This is a genomic window from Thermococcus barophilus MP, from assembly GCF_000151105.2.
In the GTDB taxonomy this organism is placed as follows: domain Archaea; phylum Methanobacteriota_B; class Thermococci; order Thermococcales; family Thermococcaceae; genus Thermococcus_B; species Thermococcus_B barophilus.
On record NC_014804.1, the window covers coordinates 887055 to 905245 of the forward strand.

The 18191-nt window shown below is 41.7% G+C and carries 21 protein-coding genes; 8 read left to right on the top strand and 13 right to left on the bottom strand.

The window, feature by feature from the left end; all coding sequences use genetic code 11:
- Positions 1-29: 29 nt before the first annotated feature.
- The 3 genes from TERMP_RS05060 to TERMP_RS05070 form a co-directional block, all read right to left on the bottom strand.
- On the bottom strand, positions 30-464 hold the full coding sequence (locus TERMP_RS05060) for a NifB/NifX family molybdenum-iron cluster-binding protein (protein ID WP_013467288.1): 435 nt from the start codon (positions 462-464) through the stop codon (positions 30-32).
- A gap of 64 nt (positions 465-528) precedes the next feature.
- Positions 529-747 carry a hypothetical protein gene (locus TERMP_RS05065; RefSeq protein WP_013467289.1) on the bottom strand — a complete coding sequence of 73 codons (219 nt, stop codon included), beginning with the start codon at positions 745-747 and terminating at the stop codon, positions 529-531.
- A 30-nt stretch (positions 748-777) separates the two neighbouring features.
- Positions 778-1326: a NifB/NifX family molybdenum-iron cluster-binding protein gene (locus TERMP_RS05070; protein ID WP_048159930.1), complete on the bottom strand. Its 549-nt coding sequence runs from the start codon at positions 1324-1326 to the stop codon at positions 778-780.
- Positions 1327-1449: 123 nt separating this feature from the next.
- Here TERMP_RS05070 and TERMP_RS05075 point away from each other — a divergent pair, with 123 nt between their 5' ends.
- Together TERMP_RS05075 and TERMP_RS05080 are read left to right on the top strand one after the other, a co-directional pair.
- On the top strand, positions 1450-3762 hold the full coding sequence (locus TERMP_RS05075; protein ID WP_013467291.1) for a DEAD/DEAH box helicase: 2313 nt from the start codon (positions 1450-1452) through the stop codon (positions 3760-3762).
- A gap of 532 nt (positions 3763-4294) precedes the next feature.
- Positions 4295-4534: a hypothetical protein gene (locus TERMP_RS05080; RefSeq protein ID WP_013467292.1), complete on the top strand. Its 240-nt coding sequence runs from the start codon at positions 4295-4297 to the stop codon at positions 4532-4534.
- Here TERMP_RS05080 and TERMP_RS05085 read toward each other — a convergent pair.
- Genes TERMP_RS05085 through TERMP_RS05095 form a run of 3 tightly spaced genes read right to left on the bottom strand, consistent with a single transcriptional unit; the run spans position 4531 to position 6632 of the window.
- Complete coding sequence (locus TERMP_RS05085) at positions 4531-5373, bottom strand: M55 family metallopeptidase (protein WP_013467293.1); 843 nt, start codon at positions 5371-5373, stop codon at positions 4531-4533. The two genes, TERMP_RS05080 and TERMP_RS05085, sit on opposite strands and share 4 nt — an antisense overlap.
- A 57-nt stretch (positions 5374-5430) precedes the next feature.
- Complete coding sequence (locus TERMP_RS05090) at positions 5431-6192, bottom strand: geranylgeranylglyceryl/heptaprenylglyceryl phosphate synthase (RefSeq protein ID WP_013467294.1); 762 nt, start codon at positions 6190-6192, stop codon at positions 5431-5433.
- Entirely contained in the window at positions 6189-6632 is a 444-nt protein-coding gene (locus TERMP_RS05095) for a GIY-YIG nuclease family protein (protein ID WP_013467295.1), read from the bottom strand. Before TERMP_RS05095 ends, TERMP_RS05090 begins: the two co-directional genes overlap by 4 nt.
- A gap of 61 nt (positions 6633-6693) precedes the next feature.
- Here TERMP_RS05095 and TERMP_RS05100 point away from each other — a divergent pair, with 61 nt between their 5' ends.
- Positions 6694-7092: a DUF2095 family protein gene (locus TERMP_RS05100; RefSeq protein ID WP_013467296.1), complete on the top strand. Its 399-nt coding sequence runs from the start codon at positions 6694-6696 to the stop codon at positions 7090-7092.
- A 13-nt stretch (positions 7093-7105) separates the two neighbouring features.
- Here TERMP_RS05100 and TERMP_RS05105 read toward each other — a convergent pair whose 3' ends face one another.
- The 6 genes from TERMP_RS05105 to TERMP_RS05130 form a co-directional block, all read right to left on the bottom strand.
- Positions 7106-8617: an AMP phosphorylase gene (locus TERMP_RS05105; protein WP_048159765.1), complete on the bottom strand. Its 1512-nt coding sequence runs from the start codon at positions 8615-8617 to the stop codon at positions 7106-7108.
- A gap of 136 nt (positions 8618-8753) precedes the next feature.
- Complete coding sequence (locus tag TERMP_RS05110; RefSeq protein WP_013467298.1) at positions 8754-9005, bottom strand: hypothetical protein; 252 nt, start codon at positions 9003-9005, stop codon at positions 8754-8756.
- Between the two features lie 123 nt (positions 9006-9128).
- Entirely contained in the window at positions 9129-9374 is a 246-nt protein-coding gene (locus TERMP_RS05115; RefSeq protein ID WP_013467299.1) for a hypothetical protein, read from the bottom strand.
- Positions 9371-10153: a septum site-determining protein MinD gene (gene minD, locus TERMP_RS05120; protein ID WP_013467300.1), complete on the bottom strand. Its 783-nt coding sequence runs from the start codon at positions 10151-10153 to the stop codon at positions 9371-9373. Before minD ends, TERMP_RS05115 begins: the two co-directional genes overlap by 4 nt.
- A gap of 296 nt (positions 10154-10449) precedes the next feature.
- The gene (locus TERMP_RS05125) at positions 10450-11274 is read right to left on the bottom strand and encodes a slipin family protein (RefSeq protein WP_013467301.1); all 825 of its coding nucleotides are present in this window, start codon (positions 11272-11274) and stop codon (positions 10450-10452) included.
- A 3-nt stretch (positions 11275-11277) separates the two neighbouring features.
- Positions 11278-12627 (bottom strand): NfeD family protein, encoded by a 1350-nt coding sequence (locus TERMP_RS05130; RefSeq protein ID WP_013467302.1) that lies wholly within the window; start codon positions 12625-12627, stop codon positions 11278-11280.
- Positions 12628-12771: 144 nt separating this feature from the next.
- Between TERMP_RS05130 and TERMP_RS05140 the strand changes: the two genes are divergently transcribed.
- The 5 genes from TERMP_RS05140 to TERMP_RS05160 all read left to right on the top strand — a co-directional run bounded on the left by TERMP_RS05140 (position 12772) and on the right by TERMP_RS05160 (position 17700).
- Positions 12772-13059, top strand: a complete 288-nt coding sequence (locus TERMP_RS05140; protein WP_013467303.1) for a hypothetical protein — start codon at positions 12772-12774, stop codon at positions 13057-13059.
- Entirely contained in the window at positions 13056-13877 is an 822-nt protein-coding gene (locus TERMP_RS05145; protein ID WP_013467304.1) for a DNA-3-methyladenine glycosylase family protein, read from the top strand. The genes TERMP_RS05140 and TERMP_RS05145 overlap by 4 nt, the downstream gene beginning before the upstream one ends.
- A 5-nt stretch (positions 13878-13882) precedes the next feature.
- Positions 13883-14209 (top strand): hypothetical protein, encoded by a 327-nt coding sequence (locus TERMP_RS05150; protein WP_013467305.1) that lies wholly within the window; start codon positions 13883-13885, stop codon positions 14207-14209.
- Positions 14187-14582 (top strand): hypothetical protein, encoded by a 396-nt coding sequence (locus TERMP_RS05155; protein WP_013467306.1) that lies wholly within the window; start codon positions 14187-14189, stop codon positions 14580-14582. The genes TERMP_RS05150 and TERMP_RS05155 overlap by 23 nt, the downstream gene beginning before the upstream one ends.
- Before the next feature lie 94 nt (positions 14583-14676).
- On the top strand, positions 14677-17700 hold the full coding sequence (locus tag TERMP_RS05160) for an alpha-mannosidase (protein ID WP_013467307.1): 3024 nt from the start codon (positions 14677-14679) through the stop codon (positions 17698-17700).
- Here TERMP_RS05160 and TERMP_RS05165 read toward each other — a convergent pair.
- Positions 17687-18175, bottom strand: a complete 489-nt coding sequence (locus TERMP_RS05165) for a type II toxin-antitoxin system VapC family toxin (protein WP_013467308.1) — start codon at positions 18173-18175, stop codon at positions 17687-17689. The genes TERMP_RS05160 and TERMP_RS05165 overlap by 14 nt on opposite strands.
- Between the last annotated feature and the right edge of the window lie 16 nt (positions 18176-18191).

The window sequence follows — 18191 nt, forward strand, 5'->3', positions numbered from 1 at the left end:
CGAATGCCAAAGAAAGAGAAAAGCTTGTTTCACCAGTCGTCCACACCACGTCCCATCCCTTTTCCTCGACCTCTCCCCATGCCTCTTCTTGGACCAATTCCACTGCCTTCAGCTCCAAGAATTGGCTGTGTCAATTCTCCTCTGAGATAAGCCTGAACAGCTTGTTCGACTGTCATAGTTGGTGGTGCTGAGACAAACTTTATGCCCGCAGCTTGAAGAACTTGTGAGGAATTTGGACCAAACTGCCCAGCTATAACAACATCTGCACCTTCATTTATACAAAACTGGGCTGCCTGAATACCAGCAGCTCTTGGAGCACTGTAAGCGGGATTTTGAACCGCCTGAACGTTTATTATGTTCCCTTCCTCGTTAACATCAACAATCGTGAATGTTGGAGCTCTCCCAAAGGCTTGGCTTACAAAGTCATTCAGTCCGCCTTTTATGGTTGCTACAACAATTCTCATATTCTCACCTCCGCTCCAAATTAGGACAGCCTAACTTAAAAAGTTTTGCATATGCAAAAACAGATCAAAACCACATTCTCGGTCTTAAAAGATCCCTCAGCAGAAGCAGAACTACCAGGGCTATCACATACGGCGCTGCAACAAGGAACAGCTTAATTAAGACGTACAGTATTGCAACTATGAACAAAAGGTCTACGATTCCAAAGAATCCGCTAAATCTTCTAAAGCCCCAGAAGCTTCTTCTACGTCCCCTCTCATAGCCTCCGCTTATCCATCTCGGCATTTTATCACCTCAAAATGGAAAAATAGGAAATCACCACCAGCCATAAAGCCACCTAAGTGCTCTCCTGCTGGGCATTCCTGTCCACGGGCAGTATCCTAAGCGAGCACCCCAGCCTCTTCCTCTCCACCCTCCTCTGCTCCAACCTCTTCCTCTACCCCAACCGTAGCCAAAGCCATAAGCTGGAATTGGGTAAGCTGGTCCGTAGGTTAGTGCTGAGGGAACGGGGTATGGAGGCTGAACCGTCTGAAGAGCGCCCTTAATCACGCTCTCAACGGCTTCTCTAATTGGTATTCCTGGTGGGAACGTGTAAACCTTGATTCCCGCTGCTTGGATTGCCCCTAAAGCGTTTGGACCAAGCTGGGGAACAATAACTGCATCAACTCCCTCATTTATGAGCATTTGCACAGCCATTGGACCTGCTCCACTGGGAGCACTAACTGCTGGATTCTGAATCGTTTTTACGTTCTTGATTTCGTCATTTTCAACCTCAATTATGGTGAAAACTGGAGCTCTTGCAAAAACTGGTGCAATTGTGTCCTCTAATCCCCCATTAGCTGAGCTTGGAACTGCAATTTTCATACTCACCATGCTCACCACCTCCCAATTTTCTATTTTGTGCATATGCACAAAATCTTAAAAGCTTTTCGGTTGACCTAACATACTGGTTTATAAACACAGGAAGAGAAGATAATTGAGATAGCCATGTATTTACGGAGAGATTTAATCCAACCTCGTGTCTATCAGGAAGTCATCTATGCCAAGTGTAAGGATAAGAATAGCTTAATTGTTCTTCCAACTGGTTTAGGAAAAACACTCATTGCAATGATGATTGCTGATTATAGACTGTCAAAATACGGTGGAAAGGTTTTAATGCTCGCCCCTACAAAGCCTCTTGCTCTTCAGCACAGAGAAAGCTTCGTTAGGCTTTTTAACCTGCCACCCGAAAAAATCAACGTTTTAACTGGTGAGCTTCCACCGGAGCAACGAGCCAAAATCTGGGAGAGGAGCATAATAATCACGGCAACTCCCCAGACGACTGAAAATGATCTCCTTGTTGGGAGAATAAGCTTAGAAGATGTCGTTCTGCTTGTATTTGATGAAGCCCATAGGGCTGTTGGAAACTATGCATATGTTTACATTGCCAAAGAATACATGCAGCAGGCAAAGCATCCCCTCATTTTGGGTCTAACCGCCTCACCAGGTAATGATGAGGAAAAAATAAGACAAGTTCTAAAAAATTTGTACATTGAGCATGTCGAAGTGAGAACTGAAAGCTCTCCAGATGTTAGACCTTATGTCCAAGGTATCAGATTTGAGTGGATTAAAGTTGAACTGCCCGGGATTTACAAGGAAGTTCGAAAGCTCCTGAGGGAAATGCTTAAAGATACCCTAAAACCTTTGGCTGAAGCTGGCTTGGTTGATTCCTACTCTCCAGACATACCAAAGAAGGACGTCCTCAAAGCGGGGCAAATAATCAATGCTGAAGTTGCAAAAGGTAATTATGAAATTGGAAAGCTCATGCTACATCAAGCTAAAGCTATGAAACTCCACCATGCCATTGAGCTTTTGGAGACACAGGGATTAACAGCACTAAGGGCATATCTAAAAAGGCTTTACGAAGAGAGGCAGACAAAATCAAACAAAGAGCTCATGAGTGATCCGAGAATGAAGAAGGCAGTATCGCTTCTAATTCAAGCCAGAGATTTGGGGTTGGATCATCCAAAAATGGACAAGCTAAAAGAACTCATCAAAGAGCAGCTTGAGAAAAAACCAAACTCAAAAATAATCGTTTTCACGAACTATAGAGACACTGCAAAGAAAATAGTTAAAGAGTTAGTTGATATGGGGATTAAAGTTTCACGCTTCGTTGGACAAGCAAGCAGAGAGAATGACAGGGGAATGAGCCAGAAGAAACAGAAAGAAATTCTTGACCTCTTCTCTCAAGGGATATTCAACGTTCTGGTGGCCACAAGTGTTGGTGAAGAGGGTTTGGATGTTCCAGAAGTGGATTTGGTTGTGTTCTACGAACCAGTACCCTCAGCAATCAGGAGCATACAAAGAAGAGGAAGAACCGGAAGGCACAAGCCTGGCAGAGTTGTGATTTTAATGGCAAAAGGGACGAGGGACGAAGCATACTACTGGAGTTCAAGACACAAAGAAAAGCAAATGATTGCCGTCCTTAAGAAGGTGAGTGAGATGATTAAAAAAGAAAAACAAGCCTCCCTTTTGGGATTTGTCAAGCCTAAAAAGGAGGAAGAAAAAGAGGAGATTACTGCTGAAGAAGAGAAAGAACAGCGGAAAGCCGAAGTTTCAAAGGAGGAGGTTTATGGGAAACTTCCAGTTAGGCCAATTTTTGTGAAAAAGCCTAAAGGAATTGTTATCTATGTTGATTCCCGCGAGCTGAAGAGTCAAGTGCCTAAGTATCTTAAGGAACTTGGAGCTCACATTGAAGTCAAAACTCTGGATGTCGGTGATTACATAGTTAGTGAGGATGTAGCTGTTGAGAGAAAGTCAGCGAATGATTTCATTCAATCTATAATTGACGGTCGTCTCTTTGACCAAGTGAAAAGGTTAACAGAGGCATATGCGAGGCCTGTGATAATCATTGAGGGGCAGCTTTATGGGATTAGGAATGTTCATCCCAATGCAATTAGAGGGGCTTTAGCTGCCGTAACCATTGATTGGGGCGTGCCAATCCTATTTTCTACTGATGCTAAGGAGACAGCACAGTTCATCTACTTAATCGCAAAGAGAGAGCAAGAGGAGAGGAAAAAGGAAGTTGCTGTAAGGAGCGAGAAGAAGGCGTTGACTTTGGCAGATAGGCAGAGGCTAATAGTTGAAGGCTTGCCCTATGTCTCAGCAACTTTAGCAAAGCGTTTGCTTAGGCATTTTGGAAGCGTTGAAAGGGTTTTCACAGCAAAAGAAAACGAGCTCATGGAAGTCGAAGGCATTGGAGAGAAAATAGCAAGGGAGATTAGAAGAGTAATAACAGCCCCGTACTTGGAGGAGGAGTAGCGTTTGATCAAAATGTCTAAGTAGCTCCAAAAGAGATAGAACTTCAGTGCATTTCTCTTAGTGTAGCGGGCTTACGATGAATTTCACCCCAATTAGAAGTCCTTAATTGAGTCCACATTTTTAGATGCACAAAGGGCATCAGCTTTCAGAAACTCTACCTAAAAATGGTGCCAATAAGTAACTTCAAACAAAATAAATCCTACTGAAACTCGAATGCAATCTTAAAATATGTCACTTAGGCAGTTTGAATATTTCCGCCAGCGCTTCGTGGGAAGCGAAGCTTCCCGACGTGTTGGGACAAAGTCCCAACATGCGAAGCAAAGGGCTGAAAATGTGCCCCGGGGGAGCGGAGGGAACTCACAGCTCGCCTCCGTGCTCATTCCCCACGGTTGCCCGGGGCATTATAAGTTCCTCACATTCAAACTTAAGCTTTTTTCATAACCACTGGGAATATTCATAAGGGAGGGTAATAATCATGGCTTATGAAAAAGGTTATATATGGCTTTTTTCTTAAAATAAAGTGGTGATATGCATGAAAATCGTTGAATTAGACATCAGGTTACCATATGACAAAAGAGGGAAAGTTCTAAGCAGATTATGTGATCGGGTTAGGGGTAAGATTAAGGATATACATTTCTTCCCGCCCACGGCCTCTGGAATAAGTGAAATAAGGATGGAAGTTGAGACTGAAAACGTTCAAAAACTTCTTCAAGACTTAAAGAGGATCATAAAAGAAGGAAAAATAAGCTTCAAAGTCTTGGCTGAGGCTTAACGCTGAACTATTGCTCTAACCCCCGCCGCTGCAAACACTAAAAGCTCAAAGAGCTTGTATGTCTCTTCTACATTCTTTGCTTCAAACTCCACAGTTTTTCCATCAAGTCTCTTCACAGTGGGCAAAAGCTCAGCTGCATCTGCCATCTCACTTCCCAAGAAGCGAAGCTTAGCTTTCACTGGTTTTTCTGTTTTTAGCGGTTTAGCTTCTCCACGCTTAAACTTTTCAACAGCTCTATCAACTGCTTCCCTTATCTCCTTTTCAAGCCTCGCTAAGCTTGGGCTTTTGGCTGCGTATCTTGATAAAGCATTTTTAAACACAACGCCCTCAGCCCAGGGGGTAAATTCCTTAACGTCGCCCTCAATCAGCTTTGCATCTCCACCAACAAGAACAACTGGAATGTCCCATTCGCCCAAGAGGTAGCTGTTGAGCAAAAACTCACTCACTTTAACTCCGTTTATCTCGAAATAATCAACTGCCGCACCGCTGTAAGTGTGATCAAAGGTTGCATAAGGAGTTCCAGCTTTTGCATGATAACCTAAAAACATTGCAATGTCGCTTTCTTTAGCAAAAGCCACCATACTTAAGGGCCTTGGAAATCCTCTCACAAGTTCAACATATTCCGGCAGTTCTTCAACTAAGAGGTTGACCATAGGGCCGTGACTGTCCGCTATGATAATCTCATCAAAACCTTTTTCATGAAGTGCTTCTGCGGCAATCAACGTTGTTTTGGTTGCTATCTTTCTTGCTTCATTATATAATGCCCCTTTAACAAAGAGATGCTCTCTGCTGACGACAAAGGGCATACCCTCTAAATCTATGGAGATAAAGGCTTTCATTTTCATCACCAAGATAAATATCGAAACGGTAAAAGAAAAGTTTTGTGGTAAATAGACTCAGCCCTTAATCCCCTTGATTAAACTTTCAAGCCTCTTTCTTGCTTCTTCCAAAGAACCAGCCTTTTCAATAGCTGTCCCAGTAACAATAATATCCGCCCCGCTCTGAGCAACCTCTCTGGCGTCTTCATAAGTCCTTATCCCACCCCCAACGATGAGTGGAACATCAATAACGCTCTTGACAGCTCTGATCATGTCATTTGGAACATGCTCTGGTGCACCGCTCCCAGCCTCAAGATATACCAATCTCATCCCCAAATATTGACCAGCTAAAGCATAGGCTGCTGCTATCTTTGGCTTGTGTCTGGGAATTGGTTTTGCATCCCCAACCCAGCCAACAGTTTCACCAGGCTCTATGATGAGATATGCCATGGGAATCGGCTCAATTCTATATCTTTTTACGGTAAAGGCACCTAAAGCCTGAGCACCCGTAATAAAAAAGGGATTTCTTGAATTGAGAAGGCTCATAAAGAAAATTGCATCAGCATACTTTGTAATCCCACCATGTGAGCCAGGAAAGAGTATTACGGGCAGAGAAGAGCTTTCTTTTATTGCTTTGACCACTTCATCAAGAACCTCACCTTCAGCGCCAGTCGAGCCCCCTACCATCACTGCATCTACTCCAACTTCTTCACACATCTGAGCTATTTTTGAAGCTTCTTCTGGTGAGACATCATCCGGATCAAGCAAAACAAAATGCAGCTTTTCTTTTTCAAGCTTTTCGTGAATGTATGATTCAACCCTTCCAAACCTGAGCTTCATTTTTCTCCCTCCAATTCTCTAACTTCATTGGGGCTTTTAACACTTTTCCACTTCAGCCCCAATCTTTGGAGAATACTGGTTAAGATTTTATCCGGTTCATCTTTGAAATAATGGAGATTTGAATCTATTCTTAAATCACTTGCTCCAAATCCTTCAATGGGCTTTCCAAATTTAGAGACCTCCATTGAGAGTTCCTCTTCGATCTTTGCATCACTTGGAATTAAGTAAGCTCTCAGAAGCTTGGCTTCTTTAAGAAGAAAATCAACATGCCAGTGAAGCTTTTTATCTTTTCTAAAGTGTCGCTCAACTCTTTTCTCAAGGGAATTCATTGCAGAGCCTACATAAACATAATACCCTGCTTTAAGGGGGAACTCTTTTCTTTTGGTTCGTACAATCATGTCTCTTTCGACTTTAATGACTAAGAAATATGAACCTCTCATAATACCACCTTGCAAAGAAGGTTTTATAAACCAACCTCCAACCCATTATTAGGTGGAATTAATGGATAAGAAAAAGAAGAAACCTGTGGATGAATTTGCTTGGCAAGAATATGATAAGGAGGAGTTTAGAGAAAAATTCCCCGCCTTAGCTGAAGAGCTTGAAGAAAGGGAAGGTATTGTTATCGAAGGTTACCGCGTAGATGAATTTCAAGTTCTCGAAGAGGAGGAGCTTGAAGAGGAGAAGATAGACTTTTCAGGATATAATCCTACAGTAATTGATTTCTTAAGAAGGTGTGAAACCGATGAAGAAGCTTTAGAGATTATTAACTGGCTTGAGGAAAGAGGTGAGATAACTCATGAGATGGCCAAGGACTTGAGGATTACCCTTGTCAAGAAAGGTGTCAGAGCTTTCGGGCCAAAAAAAGAGTGGGGCTGGTACGAAAGACATGGGAAGCATTAAAAGAAAAGGAAAGTTAGATATTCCCTATTCGCTGTAGAACCATGCCTTCAATTCTTATTGGCTCTGTTCTTCTTGCATAGACAATTGCCTGCTCAAGTCTTGCTTCACTTTCTGCGTAAATCTTGAACAATGGATCACCTTCCCTTACTTTCTCTCCGACTTTAACATAAAGTTCAAGTCCAGCTCCCTTGTCCTCCGGTGCTCCAGCTGCCCTTGCAATTCCTGTTATAGCTTTGTTGTCGATAAATGTTATATATCCGCTTGTTGGTGCTGTGAATGTGTACGTTTTGTCCCCAATTGGGATTTCCTCTGGTTTAATATCTGGATTTCCTCCCTGTTCTTCAATGATTTCTCTCATCTTCTGATACGCTTTTCCACTCTCCAGAATCTCTCTTGCCATTTTCTTACCCATTCCAGCTGGTGCAACACCACCCATTTCTAAGAGAATTCCAGCCAGACCCGTTGCCTTCTCAACGAGGCTTCCAGGACCTTTTCCGGTCATAAGTGTCTGCAGTGCTTCCTTGGCTTCAAGGGCTGGGCCAACTGTGTGTCCAACTGGCTGTCCACCATAGGTTATTGCAACCTCAACATACTGTCCCAATCTCTTTCCAAGCTCAATGAAGTCTCTTGCTAATGACCTTGCTTCTTCCATTGTCTCAACTTTGACTCCCTTACCGGTTGGAATGTCAATTAAAATGTACTGAGAACCCATTGCATACTTCTTTGACATAATACTTGCAAGCATTAATCCTCTTGGATCAATGCTTAGGGCTCTCTCTGCTTTAATTGTTATGTCATCAGCTGGGGCTAAGTTCAATGCTCCTCCCCACACAAGGCAAGCTCCAATCTTTTCAACGATTCTCTTAATCTCATCCAAGCTGAGTGAGACGTTTGTAAGCACTTCAACAACATCAGCTGTTCCTGCCGCACTTGTGATAGCCCTTGATGATGTCTTTGGAATTGTTAATCCAGCGGCGGCAACAATTGGAACAACAAGAATGTTTGTCTTGTTTCCTGGGACTCCACCAATGCTGTGGACGTCCATAATCGGCTTTCTGTCTATGTCCAGCATATCACCTGTCTCCGCCATTGCAACGGTGAGCCATGCTATTTCATCCATATCAAGACCATTGACCTCAAGGGCAGTGACAAATGCGCTGATTTCAATTTCTCTGAGCTTTCTGTCAACAATATCTTTAATTATGCTCTCAATCTCAACTTTTCTCAGCTTTGCTCCATGCATCTTCTTCTTTATGTAGCGTATGCTTTCTGGAGTTCCCGCTGGGGCTATGTTGACAATTTCACCCTGAGAAAAGCTGTGCACTTGAAGAACATCCTTGCTCAGTCCAATTTCTCCTTCTTCAACCATGTTACTTATCACAACGTCTCCATACACTGTTTTCTTGCCGGTTTCTATTTTAACCAAATCTTCTGGATGCAATTTGACTCTCTTAGCGTCCTTCTCGTTGATAACAACCACAAACCTCCCAGTATACACATCGAGAATTTTTATCTTGGCTTTCATACTCCTCCCTCCAAAAGGCTGGCAATACTCCATATTGAAAAAAACACTACTTAAAGATTTTTAACTAACTTATGAAAAACTTTGAAGCTATTGAAAAGAATAGACACAAAAATCTGTAAAGGAACAAAGACATGCTCTAAGCAGTAATGCTCTTTGAAAAGTTTGGCAATGCAAATTTTGAGAGGTTTGATTCTGCTGAGAAGAGGGTAAATGCCCTTAGCACGTCATGTGCTACTTTTTTTAACTCTTCTGGAAGAACGGCATCCTTTCCATATGCATAATATATCACCTCATCGAGGGGGGCGCTTATAAGCCTGCCATTGAATAGATACACCTCTTTTTCTGTTATCTCTATCTGATATTCAGGATACACCAGTTTTACTTTCATAGCGCCCCACCTCCAATATGTAATAATATCAAAAGCATATTTTTAAAACTAACGCCGTAAAATTTTTAGTTACATAATTATAAAAATTTTAAAGGAAAAATAGAACTAAAATAGAAACATGGACTACAGATTTTTAATTTCCTCTTCAATTGACTCTTCGAGAGTCTTTTCCCATTCGGCAATATCAAAGTCCACAAGTTCGGATTCTAAGTCCTCTTTGAGATGGAGAACCCTTCTTTTCAGTGCATTCTTTGTTTCTTCATCATAAACCACATAGTAGGGGCTCCTTCTAACTGAGAGATAAAGAAGTGCCAGTACAATATTGAGCATCAAGAGAATAACAATGATCCCGTAAATTATTACGTTCATCTTCTCTTCCCCCCAAAGAGTGCTCTAAACACTCTCTTAATGGGGCTTTCGGGTTCAGGTGGCTGCCATCTGATTCCAGCGAGTTTTGCTGCCAACTGTTTAATGGCTATAGCTGCTGGTGAGGTGGGATTTTTAACAACTAATGGAACTCCATACGCCGATGCCCTCTTAACTTCTGGATCTTCCGGTATTATCGCCAGGACAGGTACTTCAAGAATTGCTTCTATTTCTTCCTTCGTGAGCTCAGTTTTTTCGTTGGTAACTCTATTGAGAACAGCTCCGAGTGGAAGTGTTCCAAGCTTCTCCGCAACAAGTTTTGTTTTGAGTGAATCGGTAATAGCAGAGATTTCCGGATTTGTAACGACTATCAATTCCTTACCAATAAGCAAAGCTGTAACTGACGTAATCTCCAATCCGGCTGGTGCATCAATGAGAATAAAATCTCCCATTTGAGATATCTCTCTAATTAATTCCCTCAGCCTTTCGGGCTTTGCTTTTTTAATTTTTTCCAGACTTAATCCTCCTGGGATGACCTTAACTCCTGCAGGTCCTTCATATATTGCATCTCTAAGATCGGCTTCTCTTGCCAGAACATCATGCAACGTTACTGGAATGTCTTCCATTCCAAGAATAAGACTCAGATTTGCCATTGTAATATCTGCATCTATCACTATAACCTCCTTTCCAAATTGTGCCAAAGCAACACCCAAGTTCGCAACCACTGTTGTTTTACCAGTTCCTCCTTTACCAGAAGCAAATACAATTGATCTTCCTTCCACGGTTACACCCCCAATCTTTGCCGTTGATACTAAATCCTTCCTACTTATATGTGCCATGTAATTAAATAGCTTTCCCTTTATTGTGGATGTTACAATGGAAACCCCTGGACTTCTTCTCAGAGAAATATGATTAGGTAGTGCACTGAAATCATTTATGCTGCTTCTAAGCTACATTATCCTTTCGCACCCCCCATATATTAAGATAACGGTTGAAAAACCTAATCCCAGAAAAGAGTTGTGAATTAATACAAAAAAATATCAAAAGAGAGACAAGAGAAAGACATTACATGATACAGTCATGCTTTTTCTTGCTCTTCAGCTTCTTTCTCAAGCTTCTTTCTGACAACTTCTGATGTATCGGCCAAACTCCTGAAGAGTTTGAGCATTTCCATAGGAAGTGTTAGAACTATGACATTGCTTTTATCGCTTGCGACATCGCTGATTGTCTGCAGTGTTCTCAATTGCAGTGCCATTGGATGTTCTGAAATTATCTCAGCGGCTTCTCTGAGCTTCTCTGCTGCCTGCCTCTCAGCTTCGGCAAGTGTTATCCTTGCTCTCCTTTCTCTCTCTGCTTCAGCCTGTCTTGCCATTGCCCTCTGCATTCCAGTCGGCAACTCAACATCTTTTATCTCAACTGTTGTCACTTTGATTCCCCACGGATCAGTTGCTTCGTCTATAATTCTCTGCAATTCTCTGTTCAGTTTTTCCCTCTCACTCAAAAGCTCGTCCAGATGTGCCTGACCGATTACACTCCTCAAGGTTGTCTGGGCAATTTGGGAGGTTGCCATGATGAAGTTCTTAACCTGTGTGACGGCTTTAATTGGATCAACTACCCTAAAGTAAACGACTGCATTAACCCTAACTGGAACGTTATCCTTAGTTATTGTCTCCTGCACTGGAACGTCTAAAACTTGAGTTCTTAAGTCCACTATGACTGCCTTTTCAAATATTGGGATTATGAAGAATAGACCAGGACCTCTTGCTCCAACGACCCGTCCCAAACGGAATATCACTGCTCTTTCGTATTCCTTGACTATCTTCAGTGCTGATCCCAAAAATACCAAAACAAACAACAAAACAATTGCTGTTACGATAAAGTTTCCACCAATAAAGCTTACCATTTTTCATTCACCACCTTTACTTTCTTCTTCAACATTTTTCTCTTTTTCTCTAACAACAATAAGCTTAAGCCCTTCCATTCCTACAACCCTGACTTTCTTGCCAATGTTTATTTCTTCCCCAGTTTTGCTGACCGCTTTCCAGAGTTCGCCCCTAATCTTTATCATTCCTTCAGGAACCAAGGGCTCAATGACCTCTCCCTCAAGGCCTATCATCTCCTCTTTTCCTGTCTGTGCTTTTCTTCTGTGTGCCCTTATCACTGCAGCCATTCCAAACGCGAAGAAGACTGCCAGCAGGATACCTATCGTTATTATCACCAGCCTGAGCTGACTGTAGACTTCTCTGCTTACTAAATAATCCACGCCACCACCTCCACTGAATAGGAATATGCTTCCGATAACAAACGATATAAAACCAGCAACCGTAAAGAGACCGAAGGTCGGAGTTAACGCCTCAGCTATGAAAAAGATGATTGCGAGGAATATTAGCAAAAGACCGGCGCTTCTATATCCAAAATATCCCAACCCGATTATGGCAAGAGCGATCATTATTGCCCCAGCAGTTTCTGGAACATGCCATCCTGGGCTTAAGAATCCCAGAATCAATGCCCATATCCCCAGGGTCAAGAGCACATATGCCACCACCGGATCAGTTATGTATGTAATTAGCTGATCCTTGAATGTTGGCCTTAGGTAAACTACCTGAGCATCTTTTAGACTAAGTGTCACGTATTTGCCGTTAACAGGTAGTTTGGTTTTCATCCCATCAGCTTTGTTAAGGAGGTCATTTAAGTCATATGCTATAACTTCAATCACATGATATTTCAGCGCTTCCTCAGGGGTCAGGCTTAAATCCTCAGTTATGAATTTTTCAGCGATTGTTGCATTTCTTCCGCTTGCCTCAGCGAGACTTTTAATGTACGCAACATAAAAGTTTGTTATCTTAGCTGGTGCCTCAATTATGCTCCCATTTTGAGAATAACCGAGAATTGGTCTGCATGCTCCGATACCTGTCCCCGGTGCCATTGCTATTAAATGGGATCCCAATGCTATGTAGGTTCCAGCAGAAGCAGCCATGGCTCCAGAGGGATAAACATATATTATTACCGGGACTTTTGCGGTTTGGATCCTCTGTATTATGTTCTGCATAGCATCTCCTCTGCCTCCGGGGGTATCAAGCTCGATGATTATGGCATTTGCATTAGCTCTTTCTGCCTCACTTATGTATCTATCAAATTGATCATACGTGTAAGAGGTTATTTGACCCTTAATTTGAGCCACATAAACAGTCTTAGCCTGGGCAAGTGCAGGTGTTAGGAGGATGAATAATGCCACGATCAGCAAGACTTTTCGCATTTATCACCACCTTGTATAAAATTTGTTTCTTCAACCTAATTAAAGTTTTCTCTCAGATTTTCGCACTAACGTTTAAATCTATATTGAAGACGATGGATCTCAAAAAACTAATAAGGAAGGAGCGAGATTTTTTACTGATGGATTATGAGAGAGGAAATCAAGAAGTTTAGGGTTGTTAGGGGGTATGAGAAGATTAAAATCGCATGGAAGGTTATACGAGGCACGGCAAAGTACTCGAATAAAGAACCATTTTGGGAATTCCTAAGGAAAGAGTTTGGAATAAAGGACAGAGAAATTAAAGAGATTATGCTGTTCTTGGAGGAAGTGGGTGAGTTAGAGATCAAACGTTCTCAAGATGGAAAACGCCTTTATGTATCTACCCTAAAGGATATAAAGGAAAATCCCGTCAAACTTGATCAATGGTTGAAATGATAGACCTCAAAAAAGTAACTCATGAGATGATAAAGAACAAAACTTGGAAATATGAGAGAGGAATATTCTGGCAGGCTTTAGATTATGGCATAGTTGGTTTTGATGGGGAAAACTTTTACCTGCCATATTATCTTTCATCCAAAGAAAAGAAGGACGCAAAAGAGAAAATTAAATTCATTCTTGGACTTAATACTGATTTAGAGAGATTTTATGGCGAGATTCAAGATTCAAAGTTTGCATTCCTTATTGAGGAATTTTACGGGTTAACAGTTCCAGCAGCTCCTTATAAGTATCAAGCTCTGGTCGAGACAATAGCCCAACAGCAAGTCAGCTTTGAATTTGCCATGAGAACTATTAGGAATTTAGTCGAGCTAGCTGGCAGGAAAATTGGAAGCTTGTATGTTTTTCCAAAGCCAGAAAATATAGCAAAGCTGAGTGTTGAAGAGATAAAGAAAGCGAAACTTGGATATAGAGCAGGGTACATTAAGGAACTTACTGAACTCCATTTAAAAGGAAAGCTTGATTTAAGCCTCGAACAGTTTACAGAACAAGAAGCAATAAAATATCTTACAAAATTCCGAGGGATTGGAAAGTGGAGCGCTGAGCTTTTTCTCCTATATGGGCTCAGAAAGAATGTTTATCCAGCTGGAGATTTGGGACTGAGGAGGGGCATTGCCAAAATCTTTGGGAAGAGGACTAAGGAAGTAAAAGAAAAAGACGTGAGAGAAATTATAGAGCCCTATGGAAAGTGGAAGAGCTTATTAGCATTCTACATCTTATGTTATGACAGGAAAACTGAAATGGAACGAAAAAGGTGAACTCAATGGAAATAATCCTTCCAAAAGAGAAGTTCAAAGAGCTTAAAAAGCTCGACGAGACGGGAATCATAAAATTAATCGAGGAAAATCTCGAAAAAGCTGAGGAAACCCTAAAAGCTGAACGAGAATCCTTCCTTAATGAAAAGAAAGCCAAGCTTGAGGAAAAGCTAAAAGAAATCGAAGAGCAACTTGAGGCTTTAGAGATGTTTTATGAAAAAGCTCTGAAAGATAAAGAGTTCATGCGTGAGATGAGTGAAAAATTAAGAAAAGAAAATGCAGCTTTGAGAAAAGAACTGGAGGAGAAAAAGCGTGCGCTTGAAAATAAAACCTGAAAGGGGATTTGGAAAAATTGAGGTTGAGATTAATGAAGACCTCTGGAAGAAAATAGAAGATCTCAGCGAAAGATACAAGGTTGGTGAGGATTACATCCTAAGGATAATCCTTACTGGGGAATTTAAAACCCCAAATGAAGACGTGCAGAACCTTGAGAAAAAAGTGCAAGAGCTTGAAAAAAAGGTATATGAACTTGAAAAGAAGTGGGCACCTCTCAGATATAAAGCCTATGGAGTTAGTGAAGACAACAAAATTTTGGCTATAGAGCTGAGCGGGCTTTTGGCTGAAAACACGCAACTTAAAAGGTTTTTAAGGAAAAAGGTTGAGCCAAATTTTGAGCTTAGAAAACTTATTGAATACTACATCCGATAAGATTATAGCGGATGATGAGTAAATTTAAGCGGAGCGATGAAGAACCCTATGAGCGCTGACGCTCTATTTTCTTCTATCGGGGAGTGTGATAGCTATGATGGGGTTAGCCGAGATTGAGAGAAAGGCATTTGATTTGATGGCTACTTCTATCCGGAAATACGAATTTATAGAGAGATGGAAATTTGAAGGAAAAACCATAAAGCTACCATTCCAGAGAGAAGCTGAGCCAAATACACTGGTGGTCTTTTCAAGAGAGATTGAAGTTCCCAACGATGGCCTTAAATGGTTCCTAAAAGTTTCTATGGAAGGAAATGCTTTAGTAAAACTTGACGGAACAGCATATGGAACAATAGATGATGTTCACACCTACATACCGATTCGTCCTGGAAAGCATAAGCTTGAGCTCATAGTTTCTCCACTGAGCATGTTTGGATACCACAAATGGCGTATTAAAATTGATTATGCAATGCTCGTTGGGATTATGTGGGAACCTTATGTCTTAGCTCAAAGACTTCTTGATTTAGTGAGCTTCATTGAAGTAATACAGGAAGAAGATTTGAAAGAAGCTTTAATGAAGGAACTCTCAGATATCCTTATTCGGGTTAAGAGCGTTCCAAATATTAAGCAGATAACCCTCCTAAGGATGCTCCTTCATGATGGAGGTTTAGGAATTAAAGAGCTCAAAATTGGGCGCTTTGATGTAAGGGATGTCAGACCTGATTACATGTTTCTCTCCGCGGTGTATGGAATTGGTGCTATGAAAGGAAAAATTGAAGATATTCCCAAGCCGAGAAGAGAACACTATCTAAAGGAAATTGATAGAATACTCGAAGAGCTTGAAGATGCACTTACCAGACTGAGAAGGATATTCCCAAAAATCGGCAAAGCTTATGCTTTCGCACATTCTCACATAGATGCTGCTTGGCTGTGGCCATATTCAGAGACAAAGCAGAAGATTCTGAGGACTTTTTCGACAATTGAGAGGCTCATGAGGAGATATGGAATAACATACATCCAAAGCTCAGCCCAGTACTATGAATGGCTTGAGGAACTTGACAAAGAACTCTTTGAGAAAGTTAAAAAGTATGTCAGAGAAGGAAAATGGATATTGGCTGGAGGAATGTGGGTTGAAAGTGATGTTCAGCTTATAGACGGTGAATCTCTCGTGAGGCAGTTCTTGTACGGCCAAAGATACTTTCTTGAAAAATTCGGGAGAATAGCAAAGATAGGGTGGCTTCCTGATACCTTCGGCTTCTCTGCTTCCCTGCCCCAAATAATGAAGAAGAGCGGGATTGAAGTTTTTGCTACGTATAAGCTCCTGTGGAATGAAAGGAATGAGTTTCCATATCATGCCTTCATATGGAAGGGAATTGATGGGACAGAAATCCCTGTTCACATTATGATGAGCTACAAGTCTTCAATGACTGCTAAAAGCCTCTACAAGCAGTGGAAGCGCTATAAAAACAAATATGAAGTTCCCTTCCTGCTTTATGCTTACGGATATGGTGACGGTGGTGGAGGAATTACTTGGGAAATGGTTGAGATGATGAAGCACATGAACAAAGTGCCCCACATCCCAAGGATAGTCAAAGGATATGAGGATGAATATGTAGCAGAGCTCAAATCATGCATTGATAATATGCCTACATGGGAAGGCGAACTTTACGTTGAGGTACACAGAGGGACATACACCACAAACCTTAAGATGAAGAAGTACATGGCTGATGCTGAATCAGTTTTGAGAAGTGCTGAAATCTGGAGCTCAATAGCTGAAATTCTTGGACTTGTTGAATACCCAAAAGAAGAGCTTGAAAAACTCTGGAAGAGGGTTCTGTTGCATCAGTTCCATGATGTTCTTCCTGGTTCCTCAATAAGGGAAGTTTATGATGAGGCTATTGCGGACTTAAAGAAGGTAATCAGGGAAGCAGAGGAAATAATTCACAGTGTATTGGAGAGAATTGCTGAGAGGGAAGGCAATGATTTAGTCTTTAATGACCTGCCTTGGGAGAGGAGAGAGGTAGTTGAGGTTAATGGAGAATACTACCTCCTTGAGGCTCCACCTCTGGGCTGGAAAGCCTTTGAGCCTATTGAAGCTAAGGAGGGGGTTAAGGTTAGAGAGGAAAGGGATAAAATAATACTCGAAAACGAGTGTCTAAGAGCGGTTATAAACAAGGATGGAGAGTTGATTTCTCTCTATGACAAAGAGAATAAGAGGGAGGCATTAAGAAGCACCAGCAACGTCTTGATGGCCCATATAGATACGCCAGGTATGTGGGATGCCTGGGATATAAATGAGGACTTCCTGATTCAGGGTGAGAAACTCAAAACACTCGAAAAAGCTAAGGTGGTTTACCAGAGTCCATTAATTGCGGTCATCAAAGTGGTCAAAGGCTATGGCAACTCAAGAGTAACTCAGTTCATAAAGCTCCGCAAGGAATCAAAATTATTGGAGTTTGAGACTAAAGTCGACTGGAGGGACAAGGAAATTCTGCTCAAGGCATGGTTCAACTTCAACACACACAACTGGAGCTCATTCTATGATATTCCCTATGGTGTAATAGAAAGACCAGCGGTAAGAAACACTCCTTGGGAGCAGGCCAAATTTGAGGTTCCAGCTTTGAGGTGGGCAGATGTCTGCGATGGTGATTATGGAGTCGCTATAATCTGCACGTCAAGGCATGGCTATACAAACTGGGACTCAAAGATTGGGCTCAGCCTGCTCAAGTCGCCAATTTACCCAAATCCATGGAGCGACTTAGGAGAGGGTGAATTTACATATTACATCTATCCTCACAAGGGAGATTGGTTTGAGGGGGAGGTCTACAAGAGGGCACTGGAAGTTTGGTCAAAGCTCAGGGTTGTCAAGGCAGAGAGAGTTAAAAGAAAAGCTAAGGAGTTCAGTTTTATGAGGACGGACGCAGTAGTTGGAGCGTTGAAGAAAGCAGAAGATGGAAATGGATACATCTTAAGGCTGTATAATCCATCAAAAGAAGAGTTCGAGGTTGAACTGCCAAGGGAAGGTATCGAAATGGACATGATTGAGCTCAAGGAACTTGGAAATGTTGGTAGAAAAGTTAAGCTGGAGCCCTTTGAGATCAAGACGATTAAGATTTCTTAGTCTTTTTTCTGCTCTTCCTTCTTGGGAGCAATCTAACAGGACTCCCGCAGTCAGGGCAGATGCCCCCTGGCGGCTCGCGTTTAAATTTCTTGTTGCATCCAATGCATACATATCCCCAGCGAATTACCTTCCTTATGCCTCTCTTGAGCGTTTTAAATCTTATTCCAAGAGTTTTAGCAATATTCTGGAGGTTATAGTCATCAGTAAAAAGGACAGCTTTTAGCTCATAAGCGAGGGCAAGAACTTCAATATCTGCTTCACTCAGCTCATCCAATTCTCCTGTCTCGAGGGCTTTCGTCTTAATAACCTCAATGCTCTCCTTTGAAGGCACCAAAACTTTTACCTTGCCAGCGCTGATCAAACTCTCCAAAAAAAGCTTTGACTCCGGGTCTTTAACTTCTTCAATCACCTTAGGGGTTGTGTATCCTTCGACATCGATTCCTTGGATGAATATTGCAGCATCAATGATGAGCATGATAAAAGTTCAACGT